15 protein-coding genes are annotated in these 13,641 nt (G+C 57.6%); 6 read left to right on the top strand and 9 right to left on the bottom strand.

Annotated elements, in window-relative coordinates; all coding sequences use genetic code 11:
- The first annotated feature begins 42 nt into the window (after positions 1-42).
- Positions 43-744 carry a lipoate--protein ligase family protein gene (locus ACYZTZ_RS25180; RefSeq protein WP_462000009.1) on the top strand — a complete coding sequence of 234 codons (702 nt, stop codon included), beginning with the start codon at positions 43-45 and terminating at the stop codon, positions 742-744.
- Here ACYZTZ_RS25180 and crp read toward each other — a convergent pair.
- Positions 741-1,385, bottom strand: a complete 645-nt coding sequence (crp, locus tag ACYZTZ_RS25175; protein WP_046045393.1) for a cAMP-activated global transcriptional regulator CRP — start codon at positions 1,383-1,385, stop codon at positions 741-743. The genes ACYZTZ_RS25180 and crp overlap by 4 nt on opposite strands.
- A gap of 231 nt (positions 1,386-1,616) precedes the next feature.
- On the opposite strand from crp, the gene ACYZTZ_RS25170 reads away from it, so the two are divergent.
- Positions 1,617-2,039, top strand: coding sequence for an OsmC family protein (locus tag ACYZTZ_RS25170; RefSeq protein WP_008061600.1), 423 nt, complete (start codon positions 1,617-1,619; stop codon positions 2,037-2,039).
- A 237-nt stretch (positions 2,040-2,276) separates the two neighbouring features.
- The gene (speD, locus tag ACYZTZ_RS25165) at positions 2,277-3,071 is read left to right on the top strand and encodes an adenosylmethionine decarboxylase (RefSeq protein WP_056741326.1); all 795 of its coding nucleotides are present in this window, start codon (positions 2,277-2,279) and stop codon (positions 3,069-3,071) included.
- Between the two features lie 63 nt (positions 3,072-3,134).
- Here speD and coq7 read toward each other — a convergent pair whose 3' ends face one another.
- The 6 genes from coq7 to hemJ all read right to left on the bottom strand — a co-directional run bounded on the left by coq7 (position 3,135) and on the right by hemJ (position 7,661).
- Positions 3,135-3,782, bottom strand: a complete 648-nt coding sequence (gene coq7 / locus ACYZTZ_RS25160) for a 2-polyprenyl-3-methyl-6-methoxy-1,4-benzoquinone monooxygenase (protein ID WP_008147238.1) — start codon at positions 3,780-3,782, stop codon at positions 3,135-3,137.
- A gap of 124 nt (positions 3,783-3,906) precedes the next feature.
- On the bottom strand, positions 3,907-4,245 hold the full coding sequence (locus tag ACYZTZ_RS25155; protein WP_008147240.1) for a histidine triad nucleotide-binding protein: 339 nt from the start codon (positions 4,243-4,245) through the stop codon (positions 3,907-3,909).
- An 82-nt stretch (positions 4,246-4,327) separates the two neighbouring features.
- Positions 4,328-5,116, bottom strand: a complete 789-nt coding sequence (locus ACYZTZ_RS25150) for an SDR family NAD(P)-dependent oxidoreductase (protein WP_046045397.1) — start codon at positions 5,114-5,116, stop codon at positions 4,328-4,330.
- Positions 5,117-5,178: 62 nt separating this feature from the next.
- Positions 5,179-6,144 carry a DUF805 domain-containing protein gene (locus ACYZTZ_RS25145; protein WP_462000008.1) on the bottom strand — a complete coding sequence of 322 codons (966 nt, stop codon included), beginning with the start codon at positions 6,142-6,144 and terminating at the stop codon, positions 5,179-5,181.
- 86 nt (positions 6,145-6,230) lie between these two features.
- A complete protein-coding gene (locus ACYZTZ_RS25140; protein ID WP_462000007.1) occupies positions 6,231-7,199 on the bottom strand; it encodes an NAD(P)H-dependent flavin oxidoreductase in 969 nt (322 codons plus the stop codon).
- 33 nt (positions 7,200-7,232) lie between these two features.
- Entirely contained in the window at positions 7,233-7,661 is a 429-nt protein-coding gene (gene hemJ / locus ACYZTZ_RS25135; protein ID WP_046045400.1) for a protoporphyrinogen oxidase HemJ, read from the bottom strand.
- A 135-nt stretch (positions 7,662-7,796) separates the two neighbouring features.
- Here hemJ and argC point away from each other — a divergent pair, with 135 nt between their 5' ends.
- Entirely contained in the window at positions 7,797-8,831 is a 1,035-nt protein-coding gene (gene argC / locus ACYZTZ_RS25130) for an N-acetyl-gamma-glutamyl-phosphate reductase (protein WP_046045401.1), read from the top strand.
- Between the two features lie 168 nt (positions 8,832-8,999).
- Positions 9,000-9,350, top strand: a complete 351-nt coding sequence (gene erpA / locus ACYZTZ_RS25125) for an iron-sulfur cluster insertion protein ErpA (RefSeq protein WP_007947969.1) — start codon at positions 9,000-9,002, stop codon at positions 9,348-9,350.
- Positions 9,351-9,416: 66 nt separating this feature from the next.
- Here the strand turns inward: erpA and ACYZTZ_RS25120 are convergent, their stop codons facing one another.
- Together ACYZTZ_RS25120 and ACYZTZ_RS25115 are read right to left on the bottom strand one after the other, a co-directional pair.
- Positions 9,417-10,508, bottom strand: a complete 1,092-nt coding sequence (locus ACYZTZ_RS25120; RefSeq protein WP_462000006.1) for an anhydro-N-acetylmuramic acid kinase — start codon at positions 10,506-10,508, stop codon at positions 9,417-9,419.
- A 3-nt stretch (positions 10,509-10,511) separates the two neighbouring features.
- Positions 10,512-11,936 carry a peptidoglycan DD-metalloendopeptidase family protein gene (locus ACYZTZ_RS25115; RefSeq protein ID WP_462000005.1) on the bottom strand — a complete coding sequence of 475 codons (1,425 nt, stop codon included), beginning with the start codon at positions 11,934-11,936 and terminating at the stop codon, positions 10,512-10,514.
- A gap of 212 nt (positions 11,937-12,148) precedes the next feature.
- On the opposite strand from ACYZTZ_RS25115, the gene tyrS reads away from it, so the two are divergent.
- The gene (gene tyrS, locus ACYZTZ_RS25110) at positions 12,149-13,348 is read left to right on the top strand and encodes a tyrosine--tRNA ligase (protein ID WP_056741332.1); all 1,200 of its coding nucleotides are present in this window, start codon (positions 12,149-12,151) and stop codon (positions 13,346-13,348) included.
- The last annotated feature ends 293 nt before the right edge of the window (positions 13,349-13,641 follow it).

Genomic DNA, 13,641 nt, shown 5'->3' with positions numbered 1-13,641 from the left:
ATGCCGGCTTTTTTATACCCCAAACAAAGGATGTCTACTGCCATGACCCAGCCCATCGCCTTGACCGTCGAAGCCGGCTTGCTCGCCGAACAGGATCTGTTGGCCCATGTGTGCACCGGCGATTCGGAGTTTGGTCTGTTGTTCTGGCAACCCAGTGATAAGGCGCTGGTCATGCCGCGACGGTTGAATCGTCTGCCTGGGTTCGAGGCCGCGTGCGAGGTGTCGGCGGCGGCAGGTTGGCCGGTGCTGTTGCGTGAAACCGGCGGTGAACCGGTGCCGCAATCGGCCTCAACGATCAACATCGCACTGGTCTACGCGCCACCGCGTAGCGAGGGTGACCAGAACCGTATCGAAACCGGTTATCACCGGCTTTGCGATCCGATTAGTCAGCTACTCGATGAACTGGGCGGCGTTTCGTCTTTGGGCGAAATAGAGGGTGCGTTCTGTGATGGGCGTTTCAACGTCAACCTTGATGGGCGCAAGATGGTCGGCACGGCTCAACGCTGGCGTCAGAGCAAGGGCGGTACGCGTCCGGTAGGGTTGGTGCATGGTGCTTTTTTGCTCGATAACGAGCGTGAGTCGATGGTTGCGGCGGTTAACCGGTTCAATGAAGCCTGTGGCCTGGAGCAGCGAGTTCGCGCCGAGAGCCACATTGCTCTTCATGAAAAATATGCAGCACCTGATGCGTTGGAACGACTCGACACGTTGTACCGCCAGTTGCTGGCAGACATGTTCAGGGTTTAGCGCGTACCGAAGACCACCATGGTCTTGCCTTTGACGTCCACCAGGTTGCGTTCTTCCAGATCCTTGAGTACGCGACCGACCATCTCACGTGAACAACCGACAATCCGCCCGATTTCCTGACGGGTCACCTTGATCTGCATGCCGTCCGGGTGAGTCATCGCATCTGGCTGCTTGCACAGTTCCAGCAGGCAGCGTGCGACGCGGCCGGTAACGTCGAAGAACGCCAGATCCCCCACCTTGCGGGTGGTGTTGCGCAGGCGCTGTGCGATTTGTCCGCTGAGCACGTAAAGAATGTCTGGATCCTGTTGGGACAGTTCGCGGAATTTCGCGTAACTGATTTCCGCGACTTCGCATTCGATCTTGGCGCGCACCCAGGCGCTGCGTTCCTGTTCCAGGCCGGCCTGTTCGAACAGGCCCAACTCGCCGAAAAAGTCTCCGGAGTTCAGGTAGGCGATGATCATTTCGCGGCCATCGTCATCCTCGATCAGGATGGTGACCGAACCCTTAATGATGAAGAACAGGGTTTCCGAGCGGTCGCCGGCACAAATGATGTTGCTTTTGGCCGCATAACGACGGCGCTGGCAGTGCATCAACAGCTTGTCGAGGTTTTTGATTTTGGGTGTTGGGGTAATAGCAACCATGGTTGTATCCCGAAAAGACTTCACGGTGTGTTTGGTTTTCTTATGAGTCGCTGAGGTTGCTACAAAGCTGGCTATGCGCCAGTGAATTGGCGCCAGCTTAACAGACACTTCCTGCAATATTCGAGAATTTACCTACAGCGCAGCGGCTTGCGTCGTAGGAAGGCGAGACGCCGTCAATCAAGGCCCCTGTGCTAAGCTGGCGACCCTTTTTTATACAGTGGAGTCTTGGCGATGAAGGCACGCATCCAATGGGCTGGCGAAGCCATGTTCCTCGGCGAATCCGGCAGCGGTCATGTCGTGGTCATGGACGGTCCGCCCGATGCCGGCGGTCGCAACCTGGGTGTCCGGCCGATGGAAATGCTTCTGCTGGGTGTTGGCGGTTGCAGCAATTTCGACGTGGTCAGCATCCTCAAGAAGTCCCGTCAGGCCGTTGAAAGCTGTGAAGCCTTCCTCGAAGCCGAGCGTGCCACCGAAGATCCGAAGGTTTTCACCAAGATTCACATGCACTTCGTGGTCAAGGGCCGCGGCTTGAAAGAAGCCCAGGTCAAACGCGCCATCGAGCTGTCTGCCGAGAAGTATTGCTCGGCGTCGATCATGCTGGGTGCGGCGGGCGTAGAGATCACACACGACTACGAGATCATCGAGCTCGGTTGAATCGACATTCAACTATCATAAAGGCAGTGCAGACTGTGGCGATCCCAAGCTGACGTCTGCACAATGCGCCACTTTTTTCAGGGTAGTGGCCTGTCCGTCGACAGACCGCGCACCCGAACAGACAACCAAAGTCGCCATTGCGAAGAGGTGTTAACCGTCCTACGCAGGTGTGTCGTTCGCATCTGACGGGCATGCTTGATCATGCGGCCGGGCCGCAATACATAGAGAGTCTTAACGGTGAAAAGCAAACTCAAGCTCCACGGGTTCAATAACCTGACAAAGACCTTGAGCTTCAACATCTATGACATCTGCTACGCGGAAACCCCGCAGGACCAACAGGCTTACGTCGAGTACATCAATAAAGAGTACAACGCGAAGCGCCTGACGCAGATCCTCACAGAAGTTGTCGATATCATTGGTGCCAACATCCTGAACATCGCCAGTCAGGACTATGAACCCCAGGGCGCCAGTGTCACGATCCTGATCTCCGAAGAACCGGTGACCCCGACCGACAGTCAGATCGAAGAGTCCCCGGGCCCGCTTCCTGAAATTATCCTGGCCCACCTCGACAAGAGCCACATCACGGTGCACACCTACCCGGAAATCCATCCGGACGATGGCATCGCAACGTTCCGTGTGGACATTGATGTGTCGACCTGTGGCGTCATTTCACCGCTCAAGGCGCTCAACTTCCTGATTCACCAGTTCGATTCGGACATCGTGACCGTGGATTATCGTGTGCGCGGCTTCACCCGTGATGTGGAAGGCAAAAAGCACTTCATCGACCACGAGATCAACTCGATTCAGAACTACCTTTCCGAAGACACCCGCGACGCGTACCAGATGACCGACGTGAACGTGTACCAGGAAAACCTGTTCCACACCAAAATGCTGCTGAAGAACTTCGAACTGGATAACTACCTGTTCGGCGACGCCACCAGCAACCTGTCCGCTGAGCAGCGTGCTCAGGTGACCGAGCGTGTGAAACACGAAATGCTGGAAATCTTCTACGCGCGCAACATGTCGAGCTGATTTTCTGCGAGCAAAAAGAAAGGGCGCTGAAAAGCGCCCTTTTTTGTGCTCGGGATTTGGCGGTCAGATCCGATAAGTACTTTTGGTCATGACCTTGGCCATCAGGCTCATGCCGAACTTCACCGGTGCCGGGAAGCGGAAACCCCCAGCCTCCAGCGCGCTTTCGGCGTGGTGTTCTTCATCAATGCGCATCTGCTCGAGGATCGCCCGGGACTTTTCGTCCTCGGCTGGCAGTTGCTCAAGGTGTTCGTTCAGGTGTTTGCACACTTGGTGCTCGGTTGCGGCAACGAAACCCAGGCTGACTTTATCGCTGATCAACCCGGCCACCGCGCCAATCCCGAACGACATGCCGTAGAACAGCGGATTGAGAATGCTGGTGTGGCTGCCCAACTGTTTTATGCGTTGTTCGCACCAGACCAGGTGGTCGATTTCTTCTTCGGCGGCATGTTCCATGGCGGCGCGCACTTGCGGCAGCTTGGCGGTCAGGGCCTGACCCTGATACAGCGCCTGGGCACAGACTTCGCCGGTATGGTTGATGCGCATCAGGCCGGCGACGTGCCGGGTGTCTTCGTCGCTCATTTGCGCATCCGGCTGAACGATAGCGGGTGAAGGACGGTACGGCTGACCACTGAAGGGCAACAAGGTACGCATCGCGGCATCGGCTTGCAGCAGAAGGCGGTCAATCGGCGAGTAGTGACGTTGGGTAGTCATGCTGACCTCCGGGAAGAATCTCGGCGGCCAGTTTAACCCAATCGGCCGGGGAAGGTTTGCGCTGGGTCATTGCGACGCAGGTACTTGTGGGAGCGGTTGCCCACCCCCACGAGGTTTACTGCAATCAGCCCGGCGGCCAATGCATCTGGCGCTGACCCAGCACGTGCATATGAATGTGATAGACGGTTTGCCCACCCAGTGGATTGCAATTCATGACCACGCGGAAGCCCTCTTCGCAACCCAGTTCCAGGGCCAGACGCTGGGCGGTGAACAGAATATGCCCAGCCAATGCCTTGTCGTCCTCGGTCAGGTCGTTAAGCGTGCGCACCGCTTTTTTCGGGATCACCAGAAAATGCACCGGTGCCTGTGGGGCGATGTCGTGGAAGGCCAGTACCTGGTCGTCCTCGTAAATGATCTTGGCCGGGATTTCCCGGTTGATGATCTTGGTGAACAGAGTATCCACAGCTGTTTTCTCCGTTGTTTGGGCTGGCCTGAGTGTAACCATGGGTTATGCCCGAGCCCAGCCTTTTACCTTGAGGGTGCGATCAGCGCGGGCAGTAAGCCTTGTTGACCATGCCGGCGATTGTCCGGGTCAGCCAGCGCGAGCCGAGTCGCGGCAGGAAGGCGCGCCAGCGGTTGCGTCGACCCGGAATAATGATGGCGCGATTTTTCTCCAGAGCCCGCACGGTGTAGAGCGCGACCTCCTCGGGGCTCATCAGCATTTTGCTGTCGATCAGTTTGCCAGCGTCCAATTGCGCGGTGCGGAAAAATGCCGTGCGGGTAGGCCCGGGGCAGAGCACCGACACTTTGACCGCACATTTTTTCAGTTCGACGCGCAACCCTTCGGAAAAGTGCAGCACATAAGCCTTGCTGGCGTAATAAGTACTCATCCACGGGCCGGGATGGAACGCCGCCACCGAGGCGACATTCAAAATTTGCCCGCCGCCCTGCAGCGCCATACTGTTGCCGATCGCGTGACACAGGCGAGTGAGCGCGAGGATGTTCACTTCGATCAGGTCCTGCTCAGTCATCCAGTCCTGAGCCAGAAAAGGGCCGCAGGTGCCGATGCCGGCGCAGTTGACCAGCAAATCGATCTGTCGGTCACCTTCCTCCAGCTCCAGCAGAAAACCGGACAGCCGTAGCGGCTCGCCGAGGTCACAGGCTCGGAACAACACCTCCACGCCAAAACGTTGGGTTAGCTCAATAGCAATACTTTCCAGCTGATCACGCTGACGGGCCACCAGAATCAGGCTGCGGCCGCGCCGGGCCAGCGCTTCGGCCATCGCCAGGCCGATGCCGCTGGAAGCGCCAGTGATCAGAGCGTAACGGGTCATGCATTTCTCCATCGCATCAGCTCCGCGCCGGCGACGCAGGTGTCACGGACGGGGAGCGCTGTTCATTCTTTCGCAGAGTCTACAGGGGGCTGGGCTGCTTCGGCTGCTTCGTCGGCCGAATTTGGCGCTGGCTCTGCTTCCACAGCGGCTTGATCTTCGATCTCTTCGGTGGTCACGGAGTCACTTTCATAGCTGCTCTGGGTGGCGCTTTCATATTCGCTCTGGATGGTAGTAAGGCCACCGGTCAGTCCGCCGATGAACAGGATCGCGATAAACACCAGCCACAGTGAAGACAGGACCTTGACCGCGGTGCTGTTGGGCGGTGCTGGCGCACCATATCGATTGGCGGTGTTGTTACCCGGCGCGATCATCATCACGAACGGAAAGATGCTGCCCACGAATGGCACGAGGGTCAGCAGCCAGAGCCAGCCAGACCAGCCGATATCGTGCAGGCGCTGGACACTGAACTGAATGCTGACGAACGCGAGCGCCACGACGAGAATAAAGACCAGCAGGCCACCGAGAATCAGGCCGGCGGTCGTGTCCGTAGTGATGAGGGCCAAGCCGAAAACAGCAAGCACAGCGCCAACACCAAGGGTTACCAGCGTCAGCGACATCGTCCAGGCCAGATAGCGCAAGCGGCCGACCCGACCCTCGAAGCTGAACGGCTTGAGTGTGGAGAATTCAGGCAAAACTTCGCCAACGGTAGCCCGGGGTGGTGCGTAAGGGGATTCGGGATCTGCCGCGACCACAGGGGCGTGTTCATGAACGTCAGACAGGTTCAGCTCGATCGACGGTTCACTTTCGATCCGGGCATCGATACCGGTTTTGGTCAGCGCCTGGAGATAAGTTTGCGCATCGACCTGCGACAGGTCGCGTTTGAGCGCAACCGGCTTGCCACTGAACAGCCGCTCGATGGCAGCCACATCGCTTTTGAACAACTCGGCGAGATTGAGCTTGGCGGTGGTGACGTCAACACCTGGCAGCAGAGCGCCGTCGAACACGATCTTGAAACGGTTTTCGCTCATTGCGAGGCATCCTTGTCGCGAATGTTTCAGGGAGTATTGCGGGTGGAGTGTAAGGCCAGCCGAAATGGGCTGGCCAAGTTTTCCTGTCAGCGTGGCCAGCGCTTGGGCAGCGTTGCCGCCAGCTCCAGTGCTTTTCGGTACTCGGCATCGAGGCGAGCGACCAATTGATCGACACTCGGCAGGTCATCGATCTCGCCGACACCCTGGCCTGCGGACCAGACGGTTTTCCAGGCTTTAGCTTCATCGCTCATGGGCTTGAGTTTGGAGCCGAAGTTCACTTCGCCCTTGCCTTGCAGCGCTGCCATGTCGAAACCTGCAGCCTCAAGGCTCTGACGCATAAAGCTCGCCGGTACTCCCGACACCGCTGGAGTATGGACGATGTCCGCCGCTCTGGAAGTCAGCAGCATCTCTTTATAGGCGTCAGACGCATGACTTTCGGTGGTGCCGATAAATCGCGTACCGAAGTAGGCCAGATCCGCACCAAGCAATTGTGCCGCGAGAATCTCGTGGCCGTGGTTCAGGCAACCGGCCAGCAGCAGGGTTTTGTCGAAGAATTGGCGTATCTCGGCAATCAGCGAGAACGGGCTCCAGGTTCCGGCGTGTCCACCGGCGCCTGCTGCCACGGCGATCAAGCCATCCACGCCGGCCTCGGCGGCTTTCTCTGCATGGCGGCGAGTCGTCACGTCGTGGAACACCAGACCGCCATAGCTGTGCACTGCATCGACCAGTTCTTTCACGGCGCCGAGGCTGGTGATCACAATCGGCACTTTGTGCTCGATGCAGATCTCCAGATCCGCTTGCAGCCGCGGGTTGCTGTTGTGGACGATCAGGTTCACCGCATAAGGCGCTGGATTGTCCAATGTCGCCAATCCTGCTTCGATCTCTTCCAGCCAGGCCTTGAAGCCGCTGCTCTCGCGCTGATTCAGTGCGGGGAAGCTGCCCACCACGCCATTGCGGCAGCAGGCGAGCACCAGTTGTGGGTTGGAGATCAGGAACATTGGCGCTGCCACCACAGGCAGACGCAAGCGTTGTTCGAGCAGAGCGGGCAGCGACATTGGAAGTACCCCGGTGATTTGTGCTTATTGGAATTAGAACGGCCGAACCACGACCAGAATTACGATAGCCAGCAATATCAGAACCGGGACTTCATTGAACCAGCGATAAAAGACATGGCTGCGGGTGTTCTCGCCACGGGCAAAACGTTTCACCTGGGCGCCGCACATGTGGTGGTAGCCGATCAGGATCACCACCAGGGTCAACTTGGCGTGAATCCACGCACCCTGACTGAATATGCTTGGGTTCAGGCCGATCAGTGCGATGCCGAAAATCAAGGTGGCGATCATGGCTGGCCCCATGATGCCGCGGTACAGCTTGCGCTCCATGATGCTGAAGCGTTCCTTGCTGACGGTGTCTTCGCTTTGGGCGTGATAGACGAACAGGCGCGGCAGGTAGAACAGGCCGGCAAACCAGCAGACCATGCTGACGATGTGAAGCGCTTTGAGCCACAGATAAAGCATTTTTAGTTATTCCCAGGTTCACGGTAGCCCGAATAGTAGAGGCTTGTGCCGCCGCACGTCACCTTGACGGTTGTCGCAGAGCCGCGCGGCCCCTATTATCGACGGCTTTCCAGTGGGTTCGTTGAGGGCAGGTTTATGGTCAAGGTCGGTATCGTCGGCGGCACGGGTTACACCGGTGTCGAACTGCTGCGTCTGTTGGCGCAACATCCGCAAGCTGAAGTGGCAGTCATCACTTCCCGATCCGAGGCCGGTCTGGCCGTGGCTGATATGTATCCGAACCTGCGCGGTCATTACGACGGTCTGGCGTTCAGCGTTCCGGACATCAAGACGCTGGGTGCTTGCGACGTGGTGTTCTTCGCCACGCCTCATGGTGTTGCCCATGCGCTGGCTGGCGAACTGTTGGCGGCCGGGACCAAAGTCATCGACCTGTCGGCGGACTTCCGTCTGCAAGACGCCGATGAATGGGCCAAGTGGTACGGTCAGCCGCACGGCGCGCCGGAACTGCTGGAAGAGGCGGTCTATGGCTTGCCGGAGGTCAATCGCGAGCAAATCAAGCAGGCCCGCCTGATCGCCGTGCCGGGTTGCTACCCGACGGCTACGCAATTGGGTTTCCTGCCATTGCTGGAAGCCGGTCTGGCCGATACCACTCGCTTGATTGCTGACTGCAAATCCGGTGTCAGTGGTGCCGGTCGTGGCGCGTCTGTAGGTTCGCTGTACTCTGAGACGTCGGAAAGCATGAAGGCTTACGCCGTCAAAGGTCACCGTCACCTGCCGGAAATCCGCCAGGGTCTGCGTCGTGCTGCGGGCAAGGACGTCGGTCTGACGTTCGTTCCGCACCTGACGCCAATGATTCGAGGCATCCACTCGACGCTCTACGCGACTGTCGTGGATCGCTCCGTGGATCTGCAAGCGTTGTTTGAAAAGCGTTATGCCAACGAACCGTTCGTCGATGTCATGCCTGCCGGCAGCCATCCAGAAACCCGCAGCGTGCGCGGTGCCAACGTTTGCCGTATTGCGGTGCATCGTCCGCAGGATGGTGATCTGGTGGTGGTGTTGTCGGTAATCGACAATCTGGTGAAAGGTGCGTCGGGTCAGGCGGTACAGAACCTGAACATCCTGTTTGGTCTGGATGAACGTCTTGGCTTGTCCCACGCAGGCATGCTTCCGTAAGGCTTTATCCTGCTCAGCAAAAAGGCCCGTCTGACGGGCCTTTCTGCATTCCGGGCTTACGATTGGGTTGATTGATATACCGTAACAATAGTTGACCGATTTTCTAGGAGAAGCGGATAATGCGCGTCATCACGCATTATGGCGGCGTAACGCCGGGAGATAGTTAGCATGAGCGTCGAATCCTTCACCCCCACGGCTTTGCAATTCACCCACGGTGCCGCGCACAAGGTGAAGAGCCTGGTCGATGAAGAGGGGAATGATCGCTTGAAGCTGCGCGTATTCGTTACGGGCGGCGGTTGTTCAGGTTTTCAGTACGGCTTCACCTTCGATGAAGAAGTGGCCGATGACGACACCATTGTCGAGCGCGAAGGGGTGAGTCTGGTCGTTGATCCGATGAGCTTCCAGTACCTGGCAGGTGCCGAGGTGGATTATCAGGAAGGTCTGGAAGGTTCGCGCTTCGTGATCAAGAATCCGAACGCCAGCACCACGTGTGGCTGCGGCTCTTCGTTCTCGATCTGATCGCAATCATCGCATCACCAAGCGCCGCATGGCCTCAGGGCTCTGCGGCGTTTTGCTGTGTGCAGATTAAGCGGGGTAGATGGCGCCGAGTACGCGCAGGCCGCGGGCGCCGGTGACGCTCGGGCGATTGGCAGCGATGCCTTCAAGGCAGCAATGGGCCAACCAGGCGAAGGCCATGGCTTCGACCCAGTCCGGGTCTACACCGTAAGCCGCGGTGCTGCTGACCTTGGTGTTTGGCAGCAAGCTGGCCAAGCGGTTCATCAGCGTGGCGTTGTGCGCGCCGCCGCCGCAAACCAACAGCTCCTGGGTATCTGATTGAGCGCTTTGCAGTGACTCGACGATGGTCAATGCGGTCAGTTCGAGCAGGGTGGCCTGCACGTCTTCGACGGCGAAGGTCGACAGTTTCGATAGATGCTGTGTCAGCCATGCAAGGTTGAACACTTCGCGGCCGGTGCTCTTGGGGCCTTTGGTCACGAAAAATGGATCACTCAGCAGTTCATTCAGCAGAACCGGTTCGACCTTGCCGCTGGCAGCCCATTGGCCATCGCGATCAAAGTTGTCTCCGCGTTGCTGGTGAATCCAGGCATCCAGCAGCACATTGCCCGGGCCGCAGTCGAAACCGGCTACCGGTTTGCCAGGTTCAATCAGGCTGAGGTTGCTGAATCCGCCAACGTTCAATACCGCGCGATTGCCTGCGCGCTCTTCAAACAACGCTTCGTGAAAGGCAGGGACCAGTGGGGCGCCTTGTCCGCCAGCCGCAACATCGCGGCTGCGAAAGTCGCTGACCACGGTGATGTCGGTCAACTCGGTCAGAAGGGCAGGGTTGCCAATCTGCACGGTGAAGCCGCGCGCCGGCTCGTGGCGAATGGTTTGGCCATGGCTGCCAATCGCACGAATGTCTTCAGGCTTCAGGTTTTGTTGATCAAGGAGGGAGTGAATGCCCTGTGCTGCCAGCTTCACCCAGTTTTGTTGGGCGATGGCGGAGCGGGCAATCTCGTCCGGGCCGCTGGCGCACAAGCCAAGCAGCTCGGCGCGCAGGGATTCAGGCATTGGGGTGTAGTGCGTGGCGATCAGTTTGATCGCCGGGGCCAGCTCAACCAGCGCAATGTCCAGGCCATCGAGGCTGGTCCCGGACATCACACCTATATAGAGAGCCATGGCTTAGCGCTTGCTCGAAGCCAGTTGCGTGGATTTCTCTTGATCCATGCGCGCCATCAGCGGTTGGCTCTGCGCGAGGAAACGTGCGCGTTCAGCTTTGGAGATCGGATCGGCCATCGCCACTTTCTGGCCTAGTGGGTCGACGTGCACGCCATTGACCTGGAACTCGTAATGCAAATGCGGTCCGGTGGAAAGTCCGGTGGTCCCGATGTAGCCGATCACTTGGCCTTGTTTGACGCTACTGCCAGTCTGCACGCCTTTGGCAAAGCCTTGCATGTGGCCGTACAGCGTACGGTAGGTGCTGCCGTGCTGGATGATCACGGTGTTGCCGTAGCCACCGCGGCGACCGGCCAACAACACTTTGCCGTCACCCGCTGCCTTGATTGGGGTGCCGCGCGGCGCTGCATAGTCGACGCCTTTGTGAGCGCGGATCTTGTTCAGGATCGGGTGCTTACGGCCCATCGAGAATTTCGAGCTGATACGGGCGAAGTCCACCGGGGTACGGATAAACGCCTTGCGCATGCTGTTGCCGTCAGCAGTGTAGTAGCTGCTGTTGCCTTGTTTATTGGTGTAACGCACGGCGGTGTAGGTCTTGCCGCGGTTGGTGAAGCGAGCGGAAAGGATCGGGCCATTACCGACAGCCTTGCCGTTGACGACTTTCTGTTCGTAGATCACGTCGAACTGGTCACCCTGGCGAATATCCTGGGCGAAGTCGACGTCATAGCCAAACACGCTGGCCATGTCCATGGTCAGGCTGTGGGACAAGCCGGCGCGTGCAGCGGACTGCGACAGCGAGCTGTTGATCACGCCGTGAACGTAGGCAGAGCGCACGGTCGGCTTGGCGGTGATGCGGTTGAATGCATAACCCTTGTCACTCTTGGTCAGGGTGATGCTTTCGACGTCGCTGACCTTGCTGTGCAGGTTGCTCAGCTGGCCATCGGGGCTCAGTTCGAATTCGAGTTTCTGGCCATGTTTGAGTTGGCTGAACTGCTTGGCTTGTTTGTCGCTGGCCAGCACTTCATGCACCGAAGCAGCTGGGAGGCCGACTTTTTCGAACAGTGTGGAGAGCGTATCGCCTTTAGAAACGATCACTTCCCTGTGGTTTGGAGACTTCTTTTCTTCGATCACAGGCGCCGGCGCCGGCGCGGCCTGAGCGGTTTCCTGGGGTTCTTCGGCGCTGTTTTCGATCTGCGCGAAAGGGGAAGCTGCTGGCTCATTTGTGGCCTGGACCGCTTCGGCAGCGTCTTGATCTTGTGTCAGTTGTTCAGCTGGGCTTTCCAGTTCAAGACTCAGGGTCGTCTTTTTGGCTTCAACATCACTGGAAGGAAATACCAGAAGCGCCAGGCTCAGAAGGGCGGCGATGCCACTTGCTGCGAGCAGGTGGGTCTTCGGGTAAAGCGGCGGCGCTTTAGACGATTCTTTGGTCATAGGTAATTTTTGACTTTGAAAAAGATGAATTGGAAAAGATGAATGACATGATGAAGATGAAATAACTGTATAAAATATAACCAAATCATCTCTGAAGCAAGTCCGCGAACGCTGTGTCCGTGGATTGGCGTCCGTGCGCCGGGCAAAACTTGTATTTGACGCGCGATCTTGTATGGTTGGTTCCCTTTGAATTCGAGCCTTGCGGGTCTGTTATGAAGTCGGTTGAAGAGCAGCTAGCGCTGATTAAACGTGGTGCGGAAGAACTGTTGGTCGAGTCCGAGCTGATCGAAAAGCTCAAGCGTGGCCAGCCGCTACGTATTAAGGCAGGCTTCGATCCGACCGCGCCGGATTTGCACCTGGGTCATACCGTGCTTATTAATAAGCTGCGCCAGTTCCAGGAGCTGGGGCATCAGGTGATCTTCCTTATAGGTGACTTCACCGGGATGATCGGCGATCCGAGTGGCAAGAGTGCGACGCGTCCTCCTCTTACCCGCGAGCAGGTTCTCGAGAATGCCGAGACCTACAAGACCCAGGTTTTCAAGATTCTTGATCCGGCGAAAACCGAAGTTGCGTTCAACTCCACCTGGATGGATCAGATGGGGCCGGCCGATTTCATTCGTCTGACTTCTCAGTACACCGTGGCTCGCATGCTCGAGCGCGACGACTTCTATAAGCGCTACACCACCAATCAGCCAATCGCCATTCATGAGTTTCTCTACCCGCTGGTTCAGGGTTACGACTCGGTAGCCTTGCGCGCGGATGTCGAGTTGGGTGGTACTGATCAGAAATTCAACCTGTTGATGGGGCGCGAACTGCAGCGCGGATATGGTCAAGAGGCTCAGTGCATTCTGACCATGCCGCTGCTCGAAGGTCTGGACGGTGTGAAGAAGATGTCCAAGTCCTTGGGCAACTACGTGGGTATTCAGGAAGCGCCGGGTGTGATGTACGGCAAACTGGTTTCCATTCCGGATGCGCTGATGTGGCGCTACTTCGAATTGCTCAGTTTCCGCTCCATGGATGAGATCAATGCATTCCGTGCTGATGTCGAGGCGGGTGCCAATCCGCGTGATATCAAGATCAAGCTGGCCGAGGAGATCGTTGCGCGTTTCCATGGTGAAGAGGCTGCGGCCAATGCTCACCGTGCGGCGGGTAACCGGATGAAGGAAGGCGAACTGCCGGACGATCTGCCAGAGATCGAATTGACTGCTACTGAAGACATGCCGATCGCTGCTGTCCTTAATAAGGCAGGTCTGGTCAAGAACTCGGCTGTCGCGCGGGACCTTCTAGGTTCTGGTGGTGTGCGTATAGATGGTGAGGTTGTCGATCGCACCTTTATATACGTACTGGGCGCGACCCATGTTTGCCAGGCTGGGAAGAAGGCATTTGCGCGTATCACGCTCAAATCCGAATAAAGCTCAAATTAGGGGTTGACGGCAGACTCTGGAAGTCTATAATTCGCCCCACTTCCGGCGCAGTCGAAACGGAAAACTCCTTGGTAAACAACGAGTTGTGCAGTTTTCGACAGCGAGTTGCTTCAGGTCATCGAAGCCCAGAAGGAGTCGGTCAGGCAGGGTGGTTTAGCTTGATTGACGATTCGATCTTCTCGGTCGAAAGCGGTGTAAAAGAGGTGTTGACAGCAGCGAGTAACGCTGTAGAATTCGCCTCCCGCTAACGAGAGATCGAAAGCGCAAGTGGTTGAAGTTGC

It is taken from the genome of Pseudomonas sp. LB3P58 (assembly GCF_054897895.1).
This window is presented reverse-complemented; position numbering and strand designations above follow the sequence as displayed.

Bases quoted from the DNA above. Each gene is read 5' to 3' on its own strand.
- ACYZTZ_RS25140 (WP_462000007.1), bottom strand. From the start codon at position 7,199: ATGTCGCTGCCCGCTCTGCTCGAACAACGCTTGCGTCTGCCTGTGGTG.
- argC (WP_046045401.1), top strand. From the start codon at position 7,797: ATGGTCAAGGTCGGTATCGTCGGCGGCACGGGTTACACCGGTGTCGAA.
- erpA (WP_007947969.1), top strand. From the start codon at position 9,000: ATGAGCGTCGAATCCTTCACCCCCACGGCTTTGCAATTCACCCACGGT.
- crp (WP_046045393.1), bottom strand. From the start codon at position 1,385: ATGGTTGCTATTACCCCAACACCCAAAATCAAAAACCTCGACAAGCTG.
- ACYZTZ_RS25115 (WP_462000005.1), bottom strand. From the start codon at position 11,936: ATGACCAAAGAATCGTCTAAAGCGCCGCCGCTTTACCCGAAGACCCAC.
- ACYZTZ_RS25150 (WP_046045397.1), bottom strand. From the start codon at position 5,116: ATGACCCGTTACGCTCTGATCACTGGCGCTTCCAGCGGCATCGGCCTG.
- ACYZTZ_RS25145 (WP_462000008.1), bottom strand. From the start codon at position 6,144: ATGAGCGAAAACCGTTTCAAGATCGTGTTCGACGGCGCTCTGCTGCCA.
- coq7 (WP_008147238.1), bottom strand. From the start codon at position 3,782: ATGACTACCCAACGTCACTACTCGCCGATTGACCGCCTTCTGCTGCAA.
- tyrS (WP_056741332.1), top strand. From the start codon at position 12,149: ATGAAGTCGGTTGAAGAGCAGCTAGCGCTGATTAAACGTGGTGCGGAA.
- ACYZTZ_RS25120 (WP_462000006.1), bottom strand. From the start codon at position 10,508: ATGGCTCTCTATATAGGTGTGATGTCCGGGACCAGCCTCGATGGCCTG.
- ACYZTZ_RS25170 (WP_008061600.1), top strand. From the start codon at position 1,617: ATGAAGGCACGCATCCAATGGGCTGGCGAAGCCATGTTCCTCGGCGAA.
- hemJ (WP_046045400.1), bottom strand. From the start codon at position 7,661: ATGCTTTATCTGTGGCTCAAAGCGCTTCACATCGTCAGCATGGTCTGC.
- ACYZTZ_RS25180 (WP_462000009.1), top strand. From the start codon at position 43: ATGACCCAGCCCATCGCCTTGACCGTCGAAGCCGGCTTGCTCGCCGAA.